The following is a 19,026-nucleotide window of genomic DNA, read 5'->3' as shown; positions in this document are numbered from 1 at the left end:
TCTAAGAGACCTGTCTTTTCGTGTCAGAGTTTATGGAGAACGAAAAAAAGTCCAATATTGCATCAAGGGCACTTTTTCTTGCAGCGATGAAAACGGATTGGAAAGAATTGGTGACAACCTCGCACCTTGAAACCGCGAGAGCCATCCAGCGCGAATTGGCGGCGGGCAACCTTGACGAAGCCCAAGAAGGTCTCAGCGAACTCGTGGACGCAATGAGCCGAGCGGAACGGCGCGCAGTGCGTAGCCAGCTCATTCGGTTGATGAAACATATCATCAAGTGGAAAGCGCAACCTGAAAAACGCTCGGTCAGTTGGGCGGTCTCAATCGCCAGTGCGCGCGACGAAATTGCCACAACGCAGGAGTATGAACCCAGCATCACGGACGATGTGATTCGGGCGATGTGGGAGAAGGCGTTCCAGCAAGCCAAAAAAGAAGCTGAACTGGAAATGCAAAAGAAGTGCAACCTCGAGTCGCTCTCGTGGCAGGAAGTTTTTCAGGACGAATACGACTTGACCGACAATGGATAAAGACAGAATCGTAACGATGGATTACTGGCAAGACCTTGCCGCAACATCGCACTACCTAACAGCCGTTGCCGTAAAGCGCGCGCTCGAAGAAGGCAATTACGCCGAAGCTGAATTTGGAGTGAGTGAACTCATCAATGCCTTATCCAGAGCCGATAAGCATGCCGTCCGCAGTCATCTGATTCGCTTGATGACGCACATCATCAAGTGGAAGTCGCAACCTGAAAAACGCTCGGCAAGTTGGGTCGCTACGATTCGCAACGCGCGCGAGGAAATTCGTGATTACCAAGAAGCCAATCCCAGCCTCACCGATGAAGTCATCAAGGCGATGTGGGAGAAATGCTTTGCGCGCGCCAAACGAAACGCCGAAGACGAAATGCAACGGCAGTGCGACCTTCAATCGCTTTCGTGGAACGAAGTCTTTGAAGAGAAATACGAGTTAGAGCGATGAAAAATTGGACGGAACTCGCAACGGAGTCGCATCTCTTGCATGCCGAGGCTATTCGGGAAGCGTTAGAGAGCGGCGATGTAGAGCAAGCAAAGCTGGGTCTTCAAGCCCTCATTGACGCAATGAGCCGCTCAGAAAAGCGCGCAATGAAAAGTTTTCTCACGCTCCTAATGGCGCACGTGATTAAGTGGAAAGCGCAGCCAGAGAAACGTTCTGTCAGTTGGGCGAAGACAATCCTTAGCGCGCGGCGAGAAATCAAGCGCATTCAAGAAGATGCGCCAAGTTTGAACCGCGCATATCTTGAATCCATCTGGAACGAATGCTTCCAAGACGCAAAAGAAGAAGCCGAACTGGAAATGCAAAAGAAGTGCAACCTCGAGTCGCTCTCGTGGCAGGAAGTTTTTCAAGACGAATACAACTTGACATCGCGCGCATAAAGCGAACTTCCGCCACCCGCGCAATTTGAAATCACCAAACGGCAAGACAATCCCGATAGCACATTGAAATTCTCCTAAGGCAACTTCTTTTTCTCCTCCAGCGAAAGTCCCCTACTCAATTACTCCCGCGACAAGACGCTTTCGCTCTTCTTCCGTCATTAGCTTTTCGTCTTCCATGTTTCCGCCTCCCGTTTGGTTTGACTGGCTCAAAAGTAAAAAGAGAAAGGACTGAAAGGCTCTATCCTGTTTGCTCGCCATGGGCGCGCTTCAAAAATGCCAAAAAAGTGCGATATTGAATCGCTTTCGCGCGACGAAGCGTTTAAGCGTTTAGACAACCACGCGCTACTAAACTTGGAGTAAAGCAGTATGACCGACTACAAACCGATGATTTTGAAGGGCTATCTTTCGCCCAAAGGACACCTGCGCGACATCGCCGACTACGAAGCGCAAGGCGGTTACCAAACGCTCAAAAAAGCCTTCGCAATGAAGCCTGACGACATCGTCAATGAAGTCAAAAAGTCAGGTCTCAAAGGACGCGGCGGCGCAGGCTTCCCCACAGGACTCAAATGGAGTTTCCTTGCTAAGCCCGAAGGCAAACCGCGTTACCTGCTCATCAACGGCGACGAATCTGAGCCCGGCACTTTCAAAGACCGACAAATCTTCGAGCAAAATCCGCATCAACTCATCGAAGGCGCAATTATCACCTGCTACGCCAACGGCATCCATGCATGCTACCTCTACATTCGCGGCGAATACACCAAGTGGATTGAAATGATGGAAAAAGCCGTCGCAGAAGCCTACGCAAAAGGGTATCTTGGCGAAAATATCTTGGGTTCAGGGTTTAGTCTGAAATTCGTAATCCACAAAGGCGCAGGCGCCTACATCTGCGGCGAAGAAACAGGACTTATTTCCTCGATTGAAGGCAAGCGAGCGTATCCGCGTCTGAAGCCGCCGTTCCCTGCCGTCGTGGGCGCATGGGGCTGCCCGACTATCATCAACAATGTGGAGACTATCACAAACATTCCCATCATCATTGACATTGGCGCGGAAGCCTACGCGAAAATCGGCGCGCCCGATCACCCCGGCCCCATGCTCTTCGGCATTTCGGGACATGTCAATAAGCCCGGCGTCTATGAAGCCCCAAGCGGCACGCTCATTTTGGATTTGATTTACAAGTATGCGGGCGGCGTGCGTGGCGGCAAGAAAATCAAAGCGATTATTCCGGGCGGCGCGTCCATGCCCATCATTCGTGGCGAAGCGGCGGAAGGCATCGGCATGAATGCCGAAAGCCTGAAGAAAGCAGGCACGCTGATTGGCACGGCAGGCATCATCGTGATGGACGAGGATACCGACATCGTAGAAGTCATTGCAAGACTGGCGCATTTTTATCATCACGAATCATGCGGACAGTGCACGCCTTGCCGCGAGGGCACGGGTTGGGTCGAGCACATCTACGGCAAGTTCTTGCGCAACGAAGCGGAAAAGCGCGACATTGACCTCTTGCTTTCCATCTGCTCGCAAGTCGAAGGCAGAACGATTTGCGCGCTGGCAGATGGCGCCATGTGGCCTGTGCGATACAGCATTCAGCGATTCCGCGAGGAATACGAAAAGCACTGCAAAACGCCTGATTCCTTGCCACACGAGTGGAAGTATGTGAACAAAGCCGTGAGCGGTGTCTAAACCTGAAAGACTATGAAACTTGCGCACCGAAAAAAGTCCATTGCGTCATTGTCCAGCAAAGACCTGTCCTCATCAAAAGCACATACATCGTGGCGGAAGCGATTTTTTCACACCTTCAAGACGAAGTATCACCAGCTTTATGCAATTTATGTCATCACGGGTTATGTGCTGCTCTGCAGCGCAATCTGGGAAGGAAGCGAGTGGTATCTTTTTCCAAGCACTGACATCTGGGCAAATTTTCCGAATCCTGAAGACTGGCGCTACCTAACAAAGTTTGTGGTGGGGTTCTTGATGCTCTGGATAGATGATTTCCAGCTCTTTGAGATTTATGAACCAAGTGAGGAGGAGAGGGCTGCTATAGCCGAAGCCAATGCAGCGCCACGCCCTCAAGGGGAAGACCAATCATCCGATTTGTCCTTTCCAGAGAAAAAAGCTGCAGCGCTCAGTGTTCCAAGTTCGCCTCAATGAAGGAAGTTCAAGTCTACACCCGCATAAAAGCCTATTGGTCTGATGCAGCCTTCTATGTTGAGGTGAAGTATTTGCCCAGCGTCTACACAGCCAAAGCGTGGATTGTGCCAAGCGAAAAGTTGCATGCAGACGAGCGAGAATCGCTGGAACAAGCGGTGATAGACGTCTTTGAAGAGCGGCTTAAAGCCGACTTCAAGCGGCAGTTAGAAGACACCGAAGAAAAACACGGCTTTTTGGAGACCAGCAGCCTTTCCAAGCTCTCAGAGCGGCTCTTGCGCTATCTTACACGAGCACTTGCACTGTATCCGAATACCAAAATCAGTGTGGCAATTGATTGAGCCGCATAGATTCTGTAAATTTTGGTTTCAATATGGCAAAAAATATGCGAAGGTATGCAATCGTAGGTCTAACCCTCTTGCTGCTATCGGGTTGCGTGACAGGCACAGAGATTCGAGAGACCGTGAGAGACAACAATGCCATCGTGGTGCGCGTATTTCCACCAACTGACCCACGCAGTTTCTTTGGCATTGTCGGCTCCAACCTCGTGCGATATGAGCCAATTAACCTTGCACAGGAATTTAAGCAGGATAGTTTGCGCGTTCGATTCTCCGCCAACATTCTCAACCGTGAAAGCCCGACAGGCTGGGGAATTCCGTGCGAAATTACGAGCATTGAGCGGCGACAATGATGAGAGCAATGCGTGCAATCATGGCAGCGTGCCTACTCCTTGCCAGCGGTTGCGCTAACCCATTTGGATTCGATGAGGCATCAGACCTACCCCTGAACACGGGCACGGTTGTGCGTGTGAAGTTGCCTAACTCGACAACCTTTTTTGGCATCGTTGCAGATGACCTCGACCGCAGTCGCTATGAGCCTACAAATCTGCCAACTGCATTTCAAAGCGATAGCTTGCGCATCAAGTTTACAGGTGTCTACCACAGCACTATTCTTACAATTTATGACTGGGGACGTGCTATAGAGCTTTACACAGTAGAACCATTGTGAGGCGTAAGGGAAGAGTCCAAATTTTTTGAAACAAAGAAGTCTCGAAGTTATGCCCAAGATTTTCATTGATGGCAAAGAGTATGAAGCCAAGCCAAAGCAAACAATTATTCAAATTGCAGACGGCATCAATTGTGGTGGAGTGCAGCAAGTCGATATTCCCCGCTTTTGCTATCATCCAGCGCTCTCTGTAGCAGGTAACTGCAGAATGTGCTTAGTCGAGGTGGGCACGCCCAAAATAGACCCCGCAACCAAACAACCTGTGCTTGATGAGACTGGAAAGCCTGTTATTGTGTGGAGCCCTAAACCACTCACAGCGTGCTCGACGGAAATTTCCGATGGAATGCATGTTCGGACGCACCATACTTCGCAGATGGTGCGCGATGCGCAAAGAGGTGTCTTGGAGTTTATTCTCATCAACCATCCGCTCGATTGTCCAACGTGCGACCAAGCAGGCGAGTGCCCATTGCAGCAAATTACCTACAAGTATGGTCCTGAAGGCTCACGCTACGAGTTTGAAAAAGTCCACAAACCCAAGCGCGTAGAATGGGGCAAGAAAATCACTTTCGATGCCGAGCGCTGCATCAATTGCACTCGCTGCGTGCGCTTCTTCGATGAGTACACCAAGACCTTCGACTTGGAAATTGTACAGCGTGGCTGGAACAACTACCCTAACCCCGCCGACCCCGCAACGCTGGATGCAAACCCCTACGCAATGAACATCATTGACCTCTGTCCTGTAGGCGCCCTAACTTCAACTGACCACCGTTTCAAAGCGCGCGTGTGGGAGATGTCTGCTACCGACACGATTGCCGTCAATGACGCACGATGCTCAAACATTCAGCTTTGGGTGCGCAACAATCGCGTGATGCGCATTACGCCTCGCTACAACCCACAGGTAAATGGATACTTCATCTCGGACGAAACGCGCCTCAATTATCGCTGGATTAACGACAACCGTGCTAACGGTGCATGCGTCAAGGAAAATGGGCAGCAAATCAAAACAGATTGGAAAACAGCTATTGCCAAAGCAGCTGAACGCATCAAGCAATGCAAGCCAGAAGAAGTATTTGTCTTAGCCTCTGCCAGAGCCTCACTGGAAACGAATTACCTTGCGAAGAAACTGGCTTTTGAGATAATTGGCACACCACACTTGGACTTCCTTGAGCACTTTCAAGGCGAAGATGACCACTTGCTAATCCGTGCCGACAAGACGCCAAACCGATTGGGCTGCCAACTTCTCGGAATCGAAACCAAAGGACTCTCCGCCGATGAGCTGAGCGAAGCTATCAAGGTGGGTAAGGTAAAGTGCCTGATTGTGATTGAAGATGAAGTTGAGTCGCACCTCTCGCTTGATACCGTGCTCAAGCTCGATACGCTCATTGTGATGCCATACAACCAGAGCCAAATGGTGCAGGAAGCCGATGTAGTGTTGCCAGCGGCAACCTTTGCAGAAATCATTGGCAGCTATGTGAATTTTGAAGGGGTGGTGCAACTGGCACGCCCTGCTAAAGCCCTGAAGCATCAGAACCGTGAATTGATGAAAGAGATGGCGCTGTCCCGCCTCGATAAACACGGCACGCAGTTCGACCGCTGGCACACGGACGAAAACAAAATTGACGCCAGACCAAGCTGGGAGATTTTGGTAGAACTGGCTGCACACTGGGGGACAAAGTGGCCTTATCAAAGCGCCCGAGAAATCTTTGCAGAAATTGCCTCTGTAGTGCCTGCCTTTAGTGGACTAGATTACAAGAAGCTGGGTAAATGGGGCGTGAAGTTGGAGAAAGTGTCAGGTGGTGCAGCTGTCGTAGGGTGAGAGTGCAGCCAAGTGGCCGCGCAGTGCTCGGGCAAGATTAGCAGCCAAGAACAAATGCCGCTTGAGCGAAGCGGCTTTGTAGTAGGACACGCAGCCCTAATTTTTTCAGTTACGCGGCTAACTCCAATGTAGGTAACGGCCCCTTTCTGCGTTCAAAGGACGAAGGTCAGAGGTGAAGCAATTCATAACCAGCGCATTTGACGCTCAACATGCCTTGCAGCTCCCGACTGCTGCAGACTCTGGTGCAAATTTCTTGCGAATGACATCGGCAACCAGTTCCATTTGCCACATCGGCGTAGAGGTGGCACCGCAAACACCAACGCTTTCGACAAGGGAACCATCCTCACGGCGGAACCACTCGGGTTGCAGCTCGCTTTCATACTCTACAAAGTAAGTGCGAGGATTAGCTTCCTTGCAGACACCGAAGAGCACCTTCCCATTTGAGCTTTTGCGACCTGCAACGAAGATAATCACCTCATGCTGCTTAGCAAATTTGCTAAGTTTCTCATCACGATTGGAGACTTGGCGACAAATGGTATCCTTTGCAAGAAACTCAGCTGCCTCTGCATTAGTGGAATCTACATCAAAATTTTCGGCTTGTCCTTTAGCTGCAAAGCGCTGAAGCAAGTTGTCACGGAGCTGGTAAAAACCTTTGGTGTCTTGCGTGGTTTGCGAAAGGAGCACAGTTTTCCGGCTAAAGTCAATCTGTGAGAGTTCAGATTCATCGCTCAGGTCAGCGTGCTTAATAACAATTGCTTCGTTATTGCACTGACCATTAACACCAATCACCTCAGCGTGGTCTTTCTTACCGTAGATGATAATCTGGTAGCCCTTTTCGTAGAACTCACGCGCCCGCCGCTGCAACTTTAGCACCACAGGACAAGACGCATCAATCAGCTCAATGTTATTCTCGAGAGCGAATCGATAGGTTTCGGGTGGCTCACCATGCGCACGAATCAGCACTCGCGTATTGCGGAGTTTGAAGAACTCTTCTCTGGTAATGGTCTCTAAACCCATCTCATTTAATCGCTTGACCTCTGCTGCGTTGTGAACAATATCCCCAAGCGAGTAAAGATGACCTGTCTCTTGCAATTCGCTCTCCGCCATCTCAATAGCGAACTGCACACCAAAACAAAATCCTGATTGGGAATCAACCGTAACGCGCATAGTGGAAATGTGTTTATCCAAACTTTAGGTAACAGTTAATTCAATTTACGAAAAGAAAAAGGGAATTTGCTACACGAAACGCATCATAGAATCCTGCTGCGCTGGCATAGAGCCAGTAAGAATCGATAAGAATTCAGCCAACTTGGATGGGTGCAGGGTTGGCACGCTGAGCGCCACGCGACACATTTACGAACAGCAGTATCAAAAGGCCGATGCTGAACAGTGCAATGAGCGAAAGAATACCGACACGCAAGCTGCCTGCAAGCTGGTTAGCAAGCCCAAAAAGCACAAAGCCAATCCAAGAGGTGCCGCGCTCTGAAATTTCGTAGAAGGCGAAAAACTCCGCCTCCTGTCCTTTTGGAATCATCTGCGAAAAAAGGCTACGACTGAGGGCTTGTGAGCCCCCCATCACCAGTGCGACGACAACGGCCATCAGCCAGAACTGCGTGGCGGTATGTAAAAATTGGTATGCATACACAGTAACCAAACTCCACACGATGAGTGTGAGGACAATTGCAGCCTTTGCGCCAATCCAGCGTGCCAAGCGACCAAATGCCAAAGCGCCTAAGAACGCCACAAATTGCACCATCAAGATTACCTGTATGAGGGTAGATGTGTCGAGCTTCAGTTCCTCTGCACCGAATACCGATGCCAGCGCAATGACGGTTTGCACGCCATCGTTGTAGAAAAGATAGGCCATGAGAAAGGTGAGCGTGTCGGGCAAGGAGCGCACTTTGCGCAGCATCTGGCGAAGTTGCCGCAGTGCAATACTTAGGTAGGTCTCGCCGCTGGGCAAAGCAACCTGAGCGTAGCGAGAGCGGAGACGCACAAATGAAAGTTGCGCAAATGCTAGCCACCAGAGACCAGCAGAAGCAAGTGATAAGCGAACTGCCCAATCCGTAGAAAGTCCCAGTGCATCTCGGAATGTGAAAAGCAGCAAGTTGAGCAGCAAAAGCACACCACCGCCCAAATAACCAAGACCCCATCCGTAGGCAGAGACTTGGTCGCGCTGAGCAGGACTGGCAATGTCAGGCAGGTAAGCGTTGTAAAACACAATGCTTGCGCCAAAAGCAAAATTGGCCACGATGTAAAGTCCTGCGCCAAGCCAGTGAAGCCCTGTGCGGAGGAAAAAAAGCAGCATCGTCGCAATAGCACCAACTGCACAGAAGAGCTGCAAAAAAAACTTCCGCCGGTGCGAGTAATCAGCAATTGCACCTAACACAGGGAGCACAAGCACTTGCAAGATAACAGAAACCGCTGTGCAGTATGCAAAAAAGGAATCGTATTTAAGTGGAATGCCAAGTAGGTAGAGGAAACCATCCGAGTCCGCAGCAGCTTTGGCGACACTGGTCAGATACGGTCCAAGAAAAACGGTAACGACTGTTGCGCTAAATGCGCTATTTGCCCAGTCATACATTGCCCAGCCAAAGACCTCTCGTGGGTCATCGGCTGACGAGTGTAAGGTATCGGCTTGAGTGAGAGCCATGCACGATGCACGAGTTGTGACTACACTACGCTATTGCCTCTGGGCGGATACGAATGCACGACCACCTTGCCAAATACACGTGTCTGGCAAGCCAGCCGCAGAATATGCCCATGCTCATCGCGTTCAGGATAGCCATGTGCTCGAATAGCCTCTCGCTCTGTCTTTTTCATTGATGAGAGATTTTCGTTGCCGCTCTCGACTGCAACCAGGCACCCTGCACAAAGCGCATGCCCATAGCAAGCAGAAGTAAGCATCACACCAGCAGACCAAGCGCCAAACAAAAGTGAGGTGCCATAGAGCACTTTCCCTGAGCGACCATCAACGACGACCTCTACGGTATCGGACTCGTGCGTCGCATTACGCGACTGCGAGCCTGCAAATAGTCTGAGCATTTTGTGGTCTCCTCATTTGGTTGAACCACTCTAAGTTAGAGCAAGTCTGTGGTCGATACAACCGATTTTTTACGCTCTGCAAGTAAGTGCAGAATTTGGTGTATATTGCATTTTGCACTGTTTGCAATGGCTAGTCTACCGCTGCCATCGCCGTTTGCTGAACACTTGCGAGATTTTTTGCACTACCTCAGGTTGGAGCGAAATCTTTCACCGAACACGAAGGCCGCTTATCAGCACGACCTTTCACGCTATCTTACTTTCGTGGCAGAGCGCTGCGCCTCATTGCAAGACGTGTCACTAAAAGACCTGCGCGATTTTGTGGCGCTGCTAAGTGAATTGGGCTTGGAGACCACTTCAATTGCACGCAACATTTCAGCGATTCGTAGCCTGCATCGATTTTTGGTATCTGAGAAAGTGTTGTCGGAAAATGTGGCTGAAGAGCTTACGCCGCCCAAAGCAACGCGTTACTTGCCAACGGTTCTCACGCAAGAAGAAGTGTTTCGCTTGCTGGAAGCGCCCCTGCAGCGTAATCCTGCGGTGCACCCTATGCCAAAATATCCTGTGCGCGACAAAGCTATCTTGGAGCTAATGTATGCATGTGGATTGCGCGTCAGTGAAACCGCTGCACTGAGGCAGCAGCATCTCTACTTCGAGATGGGCTTTATTCGCGTCTTCGGCAAAGGGGCAAAAGAGCGGCTTGTGCCTGTCGGTCGCTCAGCAATAGAGTGGGTAGAAAAGTATCGCACCACGTGCCGCATTAAGTTGGTAAATAGGTTGTCTCAGGACGCACTGTTTCTCAATCATCGTGGGCGAGCACTGACACGGATGACGATTTACAATATTGTGCGGGAAAATGCAGCCGTCGCAGGGATTACAAAACCGATTTCACCGCATACCTTGCGCCACAGCTTTGCAACACACCTGCTCGAGGGCGGGGCAGATTTACGCGCCGTGCAAGAAATGCTTGGGCATAAAAGCATTAAAGCCACACAAATTTACACACATCTTGATCGTGCATTTTTGAAAGAAGTTCACAAGACCTTTCACCCAAGAGGCTAAGATGATACGCTGCATAGGACTTGCCGTGCTAGCACTAAGCTTTGCGCTGAGCGATGCAATAGCGCAATCTACACACTACTACCGCTCTGCAATGCGCGACGATGAAAAACTGTTCGTGGGACGTTTTGCCGTATCCGAAAAAGAGGCACTGGAGTTAGATGAATGCTATCGCTTTGTTTATGATGCAGAGGGCAAGCGCCTGCTTAGTGTGGCGTATCTCGAGCGTGGCAAGCTGTCCGATGGCTTTAGCACATTGGGCGCAGCCGAAATTCAATTTCGCTACGACGCGCAACATCGCCTGCTGGAAAGACATACCTTTAACGCAAGTCGCACGCGCACAGCGCTCGTGAGGTATCTCTATGACAAGCGCAATCAACTCGTAGAGGAACAAAGTATCGGCAGCGATGGCAAGCTGCGCGCAAAAGTGACCTTAAAGTATGACGACAAAGGTCGCCTAATTGAACGCGCAGAGCGCGATGCTAAAGGCAACTTGCAAAACAACTCAGCCGATTTTGCCCTACAGCGATTTACTTATGATGAAGTGGGAAACTTGACATCTCACGCCTACTACGACGCTGCAATGAAACTGCTACGACGCAATGAATTTGTCTATGAAAACGGGCGCCGTGTGCAGCACGCTGTTTATGGCAACGATGGAAAGTTGCTCGAAAAGCAAACATTCAAATACGACGCAAATGGGCGCGTGGTAGAAACCGCAGACTATGATGAATATGACCAGCTTCGATATACCCGCCGCTACAAATACGATGCTCAAGGTAACTTAATCGAGCAACGCTTCTTCAATGCAAGAAATGAGCTGAGTGAAGACTCCTATGGCGTAGCAGTTACGAAAACAGAATACAACGCTGCAGGCGCGCGCATTCGTGAAGTGCGCTACGATGCACTCGAGCGCCCTATCATTGATGAGCGATACAATGAATACGGTCGTCCAGTTGAACGGCGCCTCATCAACGAAAAAGGACAGACCACCACAATCATTCGCACCGAATACGACAGGTTGGGTAATCGCATTAAGGAAACGACGCTGGCAGTTGATGAGCGCAATCGTGAAGTCCTAAAAGAGGAACGCATCTTTGACCGTGGTCGACTTTCGCAGCAGCGCTTCTACGACAAGAACGGCAAGCTGGTGCGAGAGGTAAATCGATAAAGTGCAGAACTGTCGTCAAGTATCTCACTCCGAACTCTTGGCTTTTGAAGAAGAGAGAGCGTGCCATTGCGCCCTTAGCTGGAACGCAATGCCCGAAGGTCGGCACAGCCTACTGGAAAGCATGCCTTAATTACCAATGCCAATGCGGAAGTTAAAGCCAATATCTTGTCGGACAGATTCAAAAATTTGTCCGCCGCTGGCTTTGGGTGTGATGCGAGAATATCGCCAGAAAAAGCTGGCATTGACACGCGAGCTAAGGGCGTAGCCAATGCGTGGCTCAAAGTTAAAGCGCACTGTGCCCACACCTTGGTTAAGCCTTGGCTCACGTGCGCCAGCAGGGAATGTAATTTGCTGACGCTCTTCATCGGCGAGCGTGAGATTAAAACTAAGGTCAAGTGTATTTTCCAGCACTGCGCCATTAAAAGGCCAGAATTCCAGCGGAATTTTTAGACCCTGACGCTGAAAACTCATCGTGATAGAGAGTGAGGCACTGGTGGTTTGGTCGAGCGTGTTGTTAGCCAAAAGCAAGCTCAGCGTGCGCGAAAACCCGTAGGAAATCGCAGTTGACATTCCAAACTTCCACTGCACACTTAGCCCAATCAAAGGCGAAAGTTGCTCATTAATCGTAGCATTGAGCACCTGACGCGGGTTGCCAGTCGGTTGATTAAAGTTGGTGTTGAGCACTGAGTTGTAGCTATGCTCCAACGCAACGGCTGAAAAGAGGTCTCTGAAGAGAAAGAAGTTTTCAAGCCCTGTCCAGCTCACGCGCCAGTTTGGCAAAGGAAAGCGAGAGATGGCAAGCTCATTGAGCCCAAAAATGCTGCCTATGCTGCGTCCGAGAGAGAAGGTTTCAAAGCCACTTTGGAAGGCTCTGGATAGAGCCGCATTCTCGCCAGTGAACCCACCCAAAGAATCGCGAGGAATTTGACTGACGAAGCTGTTAAGGTCACGAAAAAGCGAGACGAACGAAAGGGTTTGCGAGCCAGAAAAATCATCCTGCGTGAGCGCAAGCGTTGCACTGTTCGTAATGCGGTTCTGGTTATCCGTCCAGTTAGTTTGGAACGACAAATCCACGCGGACATTTTCAAGTGGACTCCACGTCGTTTGAACAGAGATAGTGGTGGCATTCGTAAGGGCATCAGGGAACGTGAGCACGGCGTTGCCAATCGGTTGAAGCTGCAGGCGCCTGCCGGGGTCTGTGCTTAGCCCGAGCTGGTAGGCTAATGAAGGGGGAGGGACATCGGCACGCTGCAAAAGATTGAATGGAAAGAAATTGAAAAAGCCAGCGCCGCCCGCTACACCTGTGTTGCGCACATTGCTGGTGTGTGAGTAGCGAATTGAAATTTGGTCGAAGTTGGTAAAAAGACTCAGTGCGCTACCTAAGCCTGCTATCAAGTTGCTCAGCGAAATTCCTGCCGAATCTTGCGCCAAAGAATCTGCTGACACATCGGGCAAGGGTGAAGCGTGATAAAACCCTCCTGTGCGCCGCAAGCTGCCAAACTTTGAAAGAAGGCTGCGTAGGTTCAAGGCGGCATTGATATTGAGGTTGCCCGTTGCGGACGTGGTGTTGCCCAGCGATTGAATCGCATCGGGCTGCGGATTTTGCCAGAGGTATTGCGCCGTGTAGTTAAAAGAAAGATTGAGCCAGTCAAACCAAGCAGGCAGTTTTGGTCGCCAATCGAAGGAAATGTTCTGTGTGTAACTCTGGTCGCGCCCCAGCGTGAAGCGAGCCAGATCTTGTCCGATGCGTTGCCAGATTTCTGACTCGCTGCGCTCTGTGGTATCCGCAAGGTTGAAGACGGTGCTAAAGAGGTTAGAGCCTATACTGGAAGCGTATCGCATACCAAACGTTTCTGTGATTTTGCTGTAGTCAATGCCAAGTGTGCGCGTAGCAATGAAAATGGTGTTGGGAATAGAAGGCAATTGCCCACGATTTTGAAATTGTGAGCGCGAGCGCTGCAGCGATAGCGACATTGTGATGCTTTGCGGTAAGTAGTAAAACCGCCAGTCCTTGTAAGTATCCAGAAGCGGCACTTTTTCCAGAAAGCGCAACGGCTCAATGTAGAAATTGCCCTCAGCAGAAATTGGCAAACTATACTCCAAGTTGGCAGACCACGACCAAGTGGTGTTGAAGTCTTGCACTGGCGAGCGGGAGTTCGTGTAGGTAGAGTTATAGCCAAAGGCAAGGCGGTCAATGGTGAGGCGTGCGAGCCAAAAGTCAGAAGGCCGACTTTTCTGAATGCGTGGAAGGCTAAACTGTGCACTGGTAGTGAAGGCTTGAGCGCGCCGACGCAGCTCTTCGCCAAACGCTGCAGCTTGCTCTTGCGTAGCGCCTTTTGCAAGCGTATCTGCCACCGCACGGTCAATTGCAGCTTGAAGCTGAATATCAAACTGTCCGGGCTGAAACTTTGGCTCAGAAAATTGTTCTGAGCGAGAAAATGACACAGGCAACGACCACCCTGCTTCGGCAGGAAGCGCTTTGTGCAAATTCAGCGTGCCACTCAATGCCCAATCAAATGTACTGTTTTGCGCAGCCAGTTGATTGAGCCGCACATCAATCGGGTGAAAATCGGCTGTGCGGCGTGAGAAAGCAGCACTCAGCGAAGCCACGTCGGCAAGTTTCAACGTTGCATTGGCTCGGATAGCCCAGCCTGCATCTTGGTTGTAGCCTGAAACGCGCAGCTCATTAATCCAAATAGTAGCAGAGTCAATCGTGTGTGACGAAGGATTCCGAATGCCAACGAGGAAAAAGCGCACATTCCCCAACGTTGGATTGCCTTGAATGACAATTTCATGACCATTTGGCAAGCGCTCTGTGATCTGCCGAAGCGTATCGCGCTGCCGCAGCTTGAGCGCAGCCAAAGCTTGCAGGTCAATATCCAGTTCATTTTCCTGAGGCCAGACAAGGCGCGCCACGCGCTCATAGTCGGGTGAGTTAAGCTCGGGCACCAGTACAGGCGGTGAAGGCTTTATTGGAATTCGATACTCGTAGTAGTTCTGCTCCACGTCATCACCGAAGCGAATGACCGCCTGAGTGTTGTTGGGGTCGAGCGGGTCATTAGGGTTGTATTGAATGCCGCGCGCGTCAGCATGCAAAAACGCACGCAGCCGGCGGTATGGGTTCAAGTTAAAGCCGCTGCCTTGTCCGCCTAAGGCAAAATTGCGAAATGCGCCACGTAGCTCATTGCGACGAATGTTGCGCCCGATAATGACCAGTGACTGCTCATTGGCTAAGATGTTTTGGTCAGGGCGCTGGAGATTACGGGCGCGCTGTGCGCCGGGCGGAATAGCATAGACCGTGCTGTTCTCTTCCACATTAATTGAAGCAACCGCAGAAAGCGAGTCTAATCGGCGCCACTGCGAACCGACAAAATCAAAGGTGGCAAAGCCCAGACGCGCAGGCTGACTGAACCCGTCAACCCACACGCGTGCAAACGCAATGTTGCGAAAGTCTGCAATCGCTCCGACCTTTTTGGTAAAGCCATTCAGCGGAATGCGAAATTGCACCCAACCGCCATTGCGCTCACCACCACCGACAATGAATTGACCGCGCCCTTGACGCAATTCTGCGGGGTTAATCGGAATGCTGTAGCGATAAAAACTATTCTGTCGGTCAGTAGTTTGATTGCCGTTGAGGTCTTCAGTGTCAGGCAAAATTTTTGCGCCAACCAGCGCACCCTGTCCACTGCTGTTGCCTTCGGGGTTTGCGACACGGTCAAGCACACGAATGTCGGCGCCGAAAAAGTTGTCAGAAGCAGGGTCGGCTTGCAAACGTTGAAAAGCTGGACTGTTTGCGCCTAAGATGTCTCTGGCGCCCTCGATAAAGGCGCGGTGAAATTGCCGCTCCAATTCATCTGGAATGCCATCTAAGCCAACATCTTCGGTGCCCAAGTCGCCGGTGTTGATGACGCCATTGACACGTGCAGGGCTTGTGTTGATAAGAAACCGCCCATAGCTATCTGTGCCAATATCATTCGGATTGTTGTTCTGACCGTTGGGGTCAGAAGAGATGGGCATACCGTCTTCAGTGTTGAGGCGAGCGTTGGGAATAACATCTTCGCTGATGACGCCTAAGTCCAAGTGCAGGGTGCCGACATCATTGCCAGCACCTGTAACCAGAGGTTCATAGTTGAACCAAAACTCAATGAACTCAACATTTGCGTCTTGAACATTGCGCACAAATTGCGGAAAGGCACGCATAATGCCAGCCCAAGCCCCATCGGGACGGCGGGTTTGGGCTTGACGCAGAAAATCAAGCGAAAAGTTATACTGCCCACGCTGGCGTGGAAAATACTCCAAGTAAAATGGTCGCTGTTGAATTTCCTCACGTGCGGCGCGTCGGTTGGGGAAAATGACCGCTGTAGGCACATTGCGCGGATCGCCTTGCGGCAAGCGATACCACGAGAGATATGCACGCTGACCGTTCCGAAGCGAATCTTGGAGCAGTGAGGGATTCTCCACTTCAGCAGGTGGCGAAGCCAGCGTCCAGAGATTGCTCTCTAGGCCTAATGTTAAGTTTTGCCGTGAACCTTCAAAATCGTCAATGAAGCTCACGCCATCAGGGTCAAGCGGGGTTTGCAGTTCGGACGGTGTGCCGGGCAAGACCTGCGCAAACTCTGCATTGAGCGTAAGTTCCGATGGCTCACGCGTGCTAAGGAGTGGCAAATCGTCAATAAGTTTCGTCAGCCAAGGCATCTCGGACTTGAGCTGCACATCAAAGCCGTAGATGCGATTGAAAATCGGCTCATCGCCCACGCGAACTTTGTCGGCAAGTGGACGCTCCGCATACTGCAAAAACGTGCCGCCCAGCTTGAAGTTGTCGCTAAGGACATACTCGGCTCGCGTGCCCAAAATAGTACGCGCAGCCAGCAAGATGATATCGTTGCGCTCATAGTCAATGCGCAGGTTAGCGCCTGGCGAAAGCAATTCAGGACGCAGGATTTGCACTTGCCCCAGTTGGTAGTCAACTGTGTAGTCTGCGCCTTCAGTGAGCGGACGACCGTTACTTGAGACACGCACGCTGCCCTGCGCTACATTGAAGCCAATCTGCAAAGGATTTTGAATGCCGCCGCTAAACTTTGCACGAATAATGTAGCGGTTCTTTGTGCCTGCATCACTTGCTGTGGGGCGCTGCTGCTCAAAGTAAATTTCACGGTAAATGAAGTTGCTGTCGGCAGGATTGATGAAATTCCCTGCTGCATCAATGCGCCCAAGCCGACGAAGTTCCTCGCGAATTTGCTTCTCGAACGGACGCAAATACGGGAAAATAATCAGCCCGCGCTGCGGGTCAATTGTAAGACCCGGAATAAAGTCAAAAAGTTGGTCAGATTGTGGTAAATTGTTAGGGTTAAAGCGGTCCAGTCCCAGAAGCGAGATAAGAAAACCGCTGCCCGGCACAGGCAAATTTTCTTGCTCAGGTGGGATATTGCCAGGCACAGAGTAAAGAATTTTCAGGCTAAAATTTTCAGGCGAAAGGTTTTGTGCACGAAGGCTGTAAATGTTTTTAAGCATCAGTAGCCATGCGCCGGGATTGCTGCTGGTAAGCTGAGCGGGCTTGATGAGCTTTAAGATCAGTCGGCGACGAGGCGGGTCGTTAGAAAAATCGCCTATTTGAATGGGCGGTGCCCCTTGACGCGTAAATTGATATGCTACTGCAATTGCATCACCATCATTGACAGGACTGCGAAACGTAATGTATCCCAGTCGGCGGTCAATTGTGTAGTCTTCATTTTCTTTAAGCAAGACAAAATCGCCGACCACACCTTGCGAAAGCGGAATGGTCTCCAGCGTATCGGCGTTGCGGAAGCGCTCGAGCACCGCATTGCTTTGCGATTCAGGCACGTCGTAAAAGCGTGGTCGTGGAAAGGCAAAACCGACGCCATCGTCAAGTTTGCGTGGGTCGTAGGGTTCGTCGCCGTAGTTAAAGAGGGCAACAGCTGTGCGCCGTTCTGGAAATTGCTGTGCACCTTGCTCGGGAAGTCGCCAAACCTCTACGCGACCCAGCTGGCGACCCTCAGCATCTTGTGGCACATTGATTTGTGGAAGTTGCGTCGAGAATGCACGGTCCCAATTTGTGGCATAGAAGTTACTGATGAAAAAGTGTCGCAAGGCGTCATACTCCCACGCTTGCAAATTAATAGTGGTTTCTTGTGCGCCACCAGTGATGCTGAGGGCATCGGAGCGCCCACGTTGCTGTGATGCGACAGCCGTTAGCCCAAGCCCTGCCAGTTGTGCCTTAGCTTTAATGCCAAACAGGGCCTGGCTGCTGCCAATTAGCGAAGTTGGAAGTGTAAGGGCGACGTTCCCTGCTTCAATGGATTGCACAATGTCATCTTCGTAACCACGATAGCCTAACTTTAGCTGGTTTTCAAACTCAAACGGACGCTGCGTATTCCAGTCGGCGGCGATGTTAAGCTTGTCGCCAATCATTCCAGAGAGGTTCATCTGCACTTGCTGGTCAAAGCGTGGGTCGGCGCGTCGTCCTGCGCCAATCGCCAGGCGCTGAGGGTCTTTGCTATCTTCAAGCTCTACGCCAGCACGAATGTCGATATTGCCTGCAACCTGCAAACTCACCGTCGGAGGACCGAAGAGCGTGGCAAAAAAGGAACTTTCGCCACCAGGCACTAAAATCTGCAGCTTGGTGATTTTGCCAATGACTTCGGAGAATGCATCTTGAGATTGTAGCTTAAACTGCCGTCCCGAAATTTCTCGAAAGTTTTGTTTGAGCGCTGCTTCAAAGCGCAGTTTCTTGTAAAGCTCAAACGGCACACGCAGCACAGGCTTCACGGGATAGCCCCCGACCGTCTCAGAAATGGTGATGGTCTCTCCTAACGAATCCAAACTAACCTCGCGCTTGATAGCACTTTGCGGCAAAAAAAGTGGAGAAACAAACGGCTCTGAAAGCGAAGGTGAGGGCAAGTCGCGGCGCTGATAGCGAAATTGCTCAAGGCGCGCCGTCGAGTCAAAGGGCAGAGCAAAGAGCGAATCGGTGGATGAAGCAAAAGTCGGACTTTGCTGAAGGCTATCAGGCACGTGCATGCGCAAGCTGGCGGGCAGAGCAGTCGTGTCAAGCACCAACCGCTCCGCATTCGTATCGGGCAAAGAGACAGCATCGATGGGTAGCGCGGTCGCCGTCTTGGGAGGCATAGCTGGGGCGCTCGCCGCAGAGTGGCGCTCCGATGAAGCAAAAAGGCTGGGTAGCCAAAGCACCAACAGCGCCGCTGCACAGCTGTGAAAGGCAAGTGCATTGGTGAGTGGCAAAGCACACGCAAGCACGGCTAACCCACCCTGCAGTATGCGCCCAACTAGCCGGCGCACTGCACAAACAACCCAGTAAGCAATATCTCTGACAAGGTATTGCTTCATTGGTGCGTATGTTC

At 51.1% G+C, this 19,026-nt stretch carries 15 protein-coding genes; 11 read left to right on the top strand and 4 right to left on the bottom strand.

What is annotated here, in order from left to right:
* Nucleotides 1–86: 86 nt before the first annotated feature.
* The 9 genes from NZM05_10350 to NZM05_10310 all read left to right on the top strand — a co-directional run bounded on the left by NZM05_10350 (nucleotide 87) and on the right by NZM05_10310 (nucleotide 6,375).
* Nucleotides 87–527: a DUF29 domain-containing protein gene (locus NZM05_10350; protein MCS7014015.1), complete on the top strand. Its 441-nt coding sequence runs from the start codon at nucleotides 87–89 to the stop codon at nucleotides 525–527.
* On the top strand, nucleotides 520–975 hold the full coding sequence (locus NZM05_10345; protein ID MCS7014014.1) for a DUF29 domain-containing protein: 456 nt from the start codon (nucleotides 520–522) through the stop codon (nucleotides 973–975). The genes NZM05_10350 and NZM05_10345 overlap by 8 nt, the downstream gene beginning before the upstream one ends.
* Nucleotides 972–1,409 (top strand): DUF29 domain-containing protein, encoded by a 438-nt coding sequence (locus NZM05_10340; GenBank protein MCS7014013.1) that lies wholly within the window; start codon nucleotides 972–974, stop codon nucleotides 1,407–1,409. The genes NZM05_10345 and NZM05_10340 overlap by 4 nt, the downstream gene beginning before the upstream one ends.
* 366 nt (nucleotides 1,410–1,775) lie before the next feature.
* A complete protein-coding gene (gene nuoF, locus NZM05_10335) occupies nucleotides 1,776–3,089 on the top strand; it encodes an NADH-quinone oxidoreductase subunit NuoF (protein ID MCS7014012.1) in 1,314 nt (437 codons plus the stop codon).
* Between the two features lie 12 nt (nucleotides 3,090–3,101).
* Entirely contained in the window at nucleotides 3,102–3,557 is a 456-nt protein-coding gene (locus tag NZM05_10330) for a hypothetical protein (GenBank protein ID MCS7014011.1), read from the top strand.
* The gene (locus tag NZM05_10325) at nucleotides 3,554–3,895 is read left to right on the top strand and encodes a hypothetical protein (GenBank protein MCS7014010.1); all 342 of its coding nucleotides are present in this window, start codon (nucleotides 3,554–3,556) and stop codon (nucleotides 3,893–3,895) included. Before NZM05_10330 ends, NZM05_10325 begins: the two co-directional genes overlap by 4 nt.
* Nucleotides 3,896–3,927: 32 nt before the next feature.
* A complete protein-coding gene (locus tag NZM05_10320) occupies nucleotides 3,928–4,245 on the top strand; it encodes a hypothetical protein (protein MCS7014009.1) in 318 nt (105 codons plus the stop codon).
* An 8-nt stretch (nucleotides 4,246–4,253) separates the two neighbouring features.
* Nucleotides 4,254–4,562 (top strand): hypothetical protein, encoded by a 309-nt coding sequence (locus NZM05_10315; protein ID MCS7014008.1) that lies wholly within the window; start codon nucleotides 4,254–4,256, stop codon nucleotides 4,560–4,562.
* A gap of 49 nt (nucleotides 4,563–4,611) precedes the next feature.
* Nucleotides 4,612–6,375 (top strand): 2Fe-2S iron-sulfur cluster-binding protein, encoded by a 1,764-nt coding sequence (locus NZM05_10310; GenBank protein MCS7014007.1) that lies wholly within the window; start codon nucleotides 4,612–4,614, stop codon nucleotides 6,373–6,375.
* A gap of 204 nt (nucleotides 6,376–6,579) precedes the next feature.
* On the opposite strand, the gene NZM05_10305 is transcribed toward NZM05_10310, so the two are convergent.
* From NZM05_10305 to NZM05_10295, 3 genes are all read right to left on the bottom strand, one after another.
* A complete protein-coding gene (locus tag NZM05_10305) occupies nucleotides 6,580–7,542 on the bottom strand; it encodes a 4-hydroxy-3-methylbut-2-enyl diphosphate reductase (protein MCS7014006.1) in 963 nt (320 codons plus the stop codon).
* 133 nt (nucleotides 7,543–7,675) lie between these two features.
* Nucleotides 7,676–9,028, bottom strand: coding sequence for an MFS transporter (locus tag NZM05_10300; protein ID MCS7014005.1), 1,353 nt, complete (start codon nucleotides 9,026–9,028; stop codon nucleotides 7,676–7,678).
* Between the two features lie 20 nt (nucleotides 9,029–9,048).
* Nucleotides 9,049–9,420, bottom strand: a complete 372-nt coding sequence (locus tag NZM05_10295) for a 2Fe-2S iron-sulfur cluster-binding protein (GenBank protein ID MCS7014004.1) — start codon at nucleotides 9,418–9,420, stop codon at nucleotides 9,049–9,051.
* A 126-nt stretch (nucleotides 9,421–9,546) separates the two neighbouring features.
* Between NZM05_10295 and xerD the strand changes: the two genes are divergently transcribed.
* The gene (gene xerD, locus NZM05_10290) at nucleotides 9,547–10,479 is read left to right on the top strand and encodes a site-specific tyrosine recombinase XerD (protein ID MCS7014003.1); all 933 of its coding nucleotides are present in this window, start codon (nucleotides 9,547–9,549) and stop codon (nucleotides 10,477–10,479) included.
* Between the two features lies 1 nt (nucleotide 10,480).
* Nucleotides 10,481–11,647, top strand: a complete 1,167-nt coding sequence (locus tag NZM05_10285) for a hypothetical protein (protein MCS7014002.1) — start codon at nucleotides 10,481–10,483, stop codon at nucleotides 11,645–11,647.
* Nucleotides 11,648–11,773: 126 nt separating this feature from the next.
* Here NZM05_10285 and sprA read toward each other — a convergent pair whose 3' ends face one another.
* On the bottom strand, nucleotides 11,774–19,012 hold the full coding sequence (gene sprA, locus NZM05_10280) for a cell surface protein SprA (GenBank protein MCS7014001.1): 7,239 nt from the start codon (nucleotides 19,010–19,012) through the stop codon (nucleotides 11,774–11,776).
* Between the last annotated feature and the right edge of the window lie 14 nt (nucleotides 19,013–19,026).

The sequence above is a fragment of the Chloroherpetonaceae bacterium genome (assembly GCA_025056565.1).
GTDB lineage: Bacteria > Bacteroidota > Chlorobiia > Chlorobiales > Thermochlorobacteraceae > Thermochlorobacter.
The sequence above is the reverse complement of the archived record's forward strand: the minus strand, read 5'-3'. Positions and strand labels throughout refer to the sequence as shown.

Excerpts from the sequence above, each read along its gene's own strand:
- NZM05_10350 (MCS7014015.1), top strand. The coding sequence starts at position 87 with ATGAAAACGGATTGGAAAGAATTGGTGACAACCTCGCACCTTGAAACC.
- NZM05_10345 (MCS7014014.1), top strand. The coding sequence starts at position 520 with ATGGATAAAGACAGAATCGTAACGATGGATTACTGGCAAGACCTTGCC.
- NZM05_10340 (MCS7014013.1), top strand. The coding sequence starts at position 972 with ATGAAAAATTGGACGGAACTCGCAACGGAGTCGCATCTCTTGCATGCC.
- nuoF (MCS7014012.1), top strand. The coding sequence starts at position 1,776 with ATGACCGACTACAAACCGATGATTTTGAAGGGCTATCTTTCGCCCAAA.
- NZM05_10330 (MCS7014011.1), top strand. The coding sequence starts at position 3,102 with ATGAAACTTGCGCACCGAAAAAAGTCCATTGCGTCATTGTCCAGCAAA.
- NZM05_10325 (MCS7014010.1), top strand. The coding sequence starts at position 3,554 with ATGAAGGAAGTTCAAGTCTACACCCGCATAAAAGCCTATTGGTCTGAT.
- NZM05_10320 (MCS7014009.1), top strand. The coding sequence starts at position 3,928 with ATGGCAAAAAATATGCGAAGGTATGCAATCGTAGGTCTAACCCTCTTG.
- NZM05_10315 (MCS7014008.1), top strand. The coding sequence starts at position 4,254 with ATGCGTGCAATCATGGCAGCGTGCCTACTCCTTGCCAGCGGTTGCGCT.
- NZM05_10310 (MCS7014007.1), top strand. The coding sequence starts at position 4,612 with ATGCCCAAGATTTTCATTGATGGCAAAGAGTATGAAGCCAAGCCAAAG.
- NZM05_10305 (MCS7014006.1), bottom strand. The coding sequence starts at position 7,542 with ATGCGCGTTACGGTTGATTCCCAATCAGGATTTTGTTTTGGTGTGCAG.
- NZM05_10300 (MCS7014005.1), bottom strand. The coding sequence starts at position 9,028 with ATGGCTCTCACTCAAGCCGATACCTTACACTCGTCAGCCGATGACCCA.
- NZM05_10295 (MCS7014004.1), bottom strand. The coding sequence starts at position 9,420 with ATGCTCAGACTATTTGCAGGCTCGCAGTCGCGTAATGCGACGCACGAG.
- xerD (MCS7014003.1), top strand. The coding sequence starts at position 9,547 with ATGGCTAGTCTACCGCTGCCATCGCCGTTTGCTGAACACTTGCGAGAT.
- NZM05_10285 (MCS7014002.1), top strand. The coding sequence starts at position 10,481 with ATGATACGCTGCATAGGACTTGCCGTGCTAGCACTAAGCTTTGCGCTG.
- sprA (MCS7014001.1), bottom strand. The coding sequence starts at position 19,012 with ATGAAGCAATACCTTGTCAGAGATATTGCTTACTGGGTTGTTTGTGCA.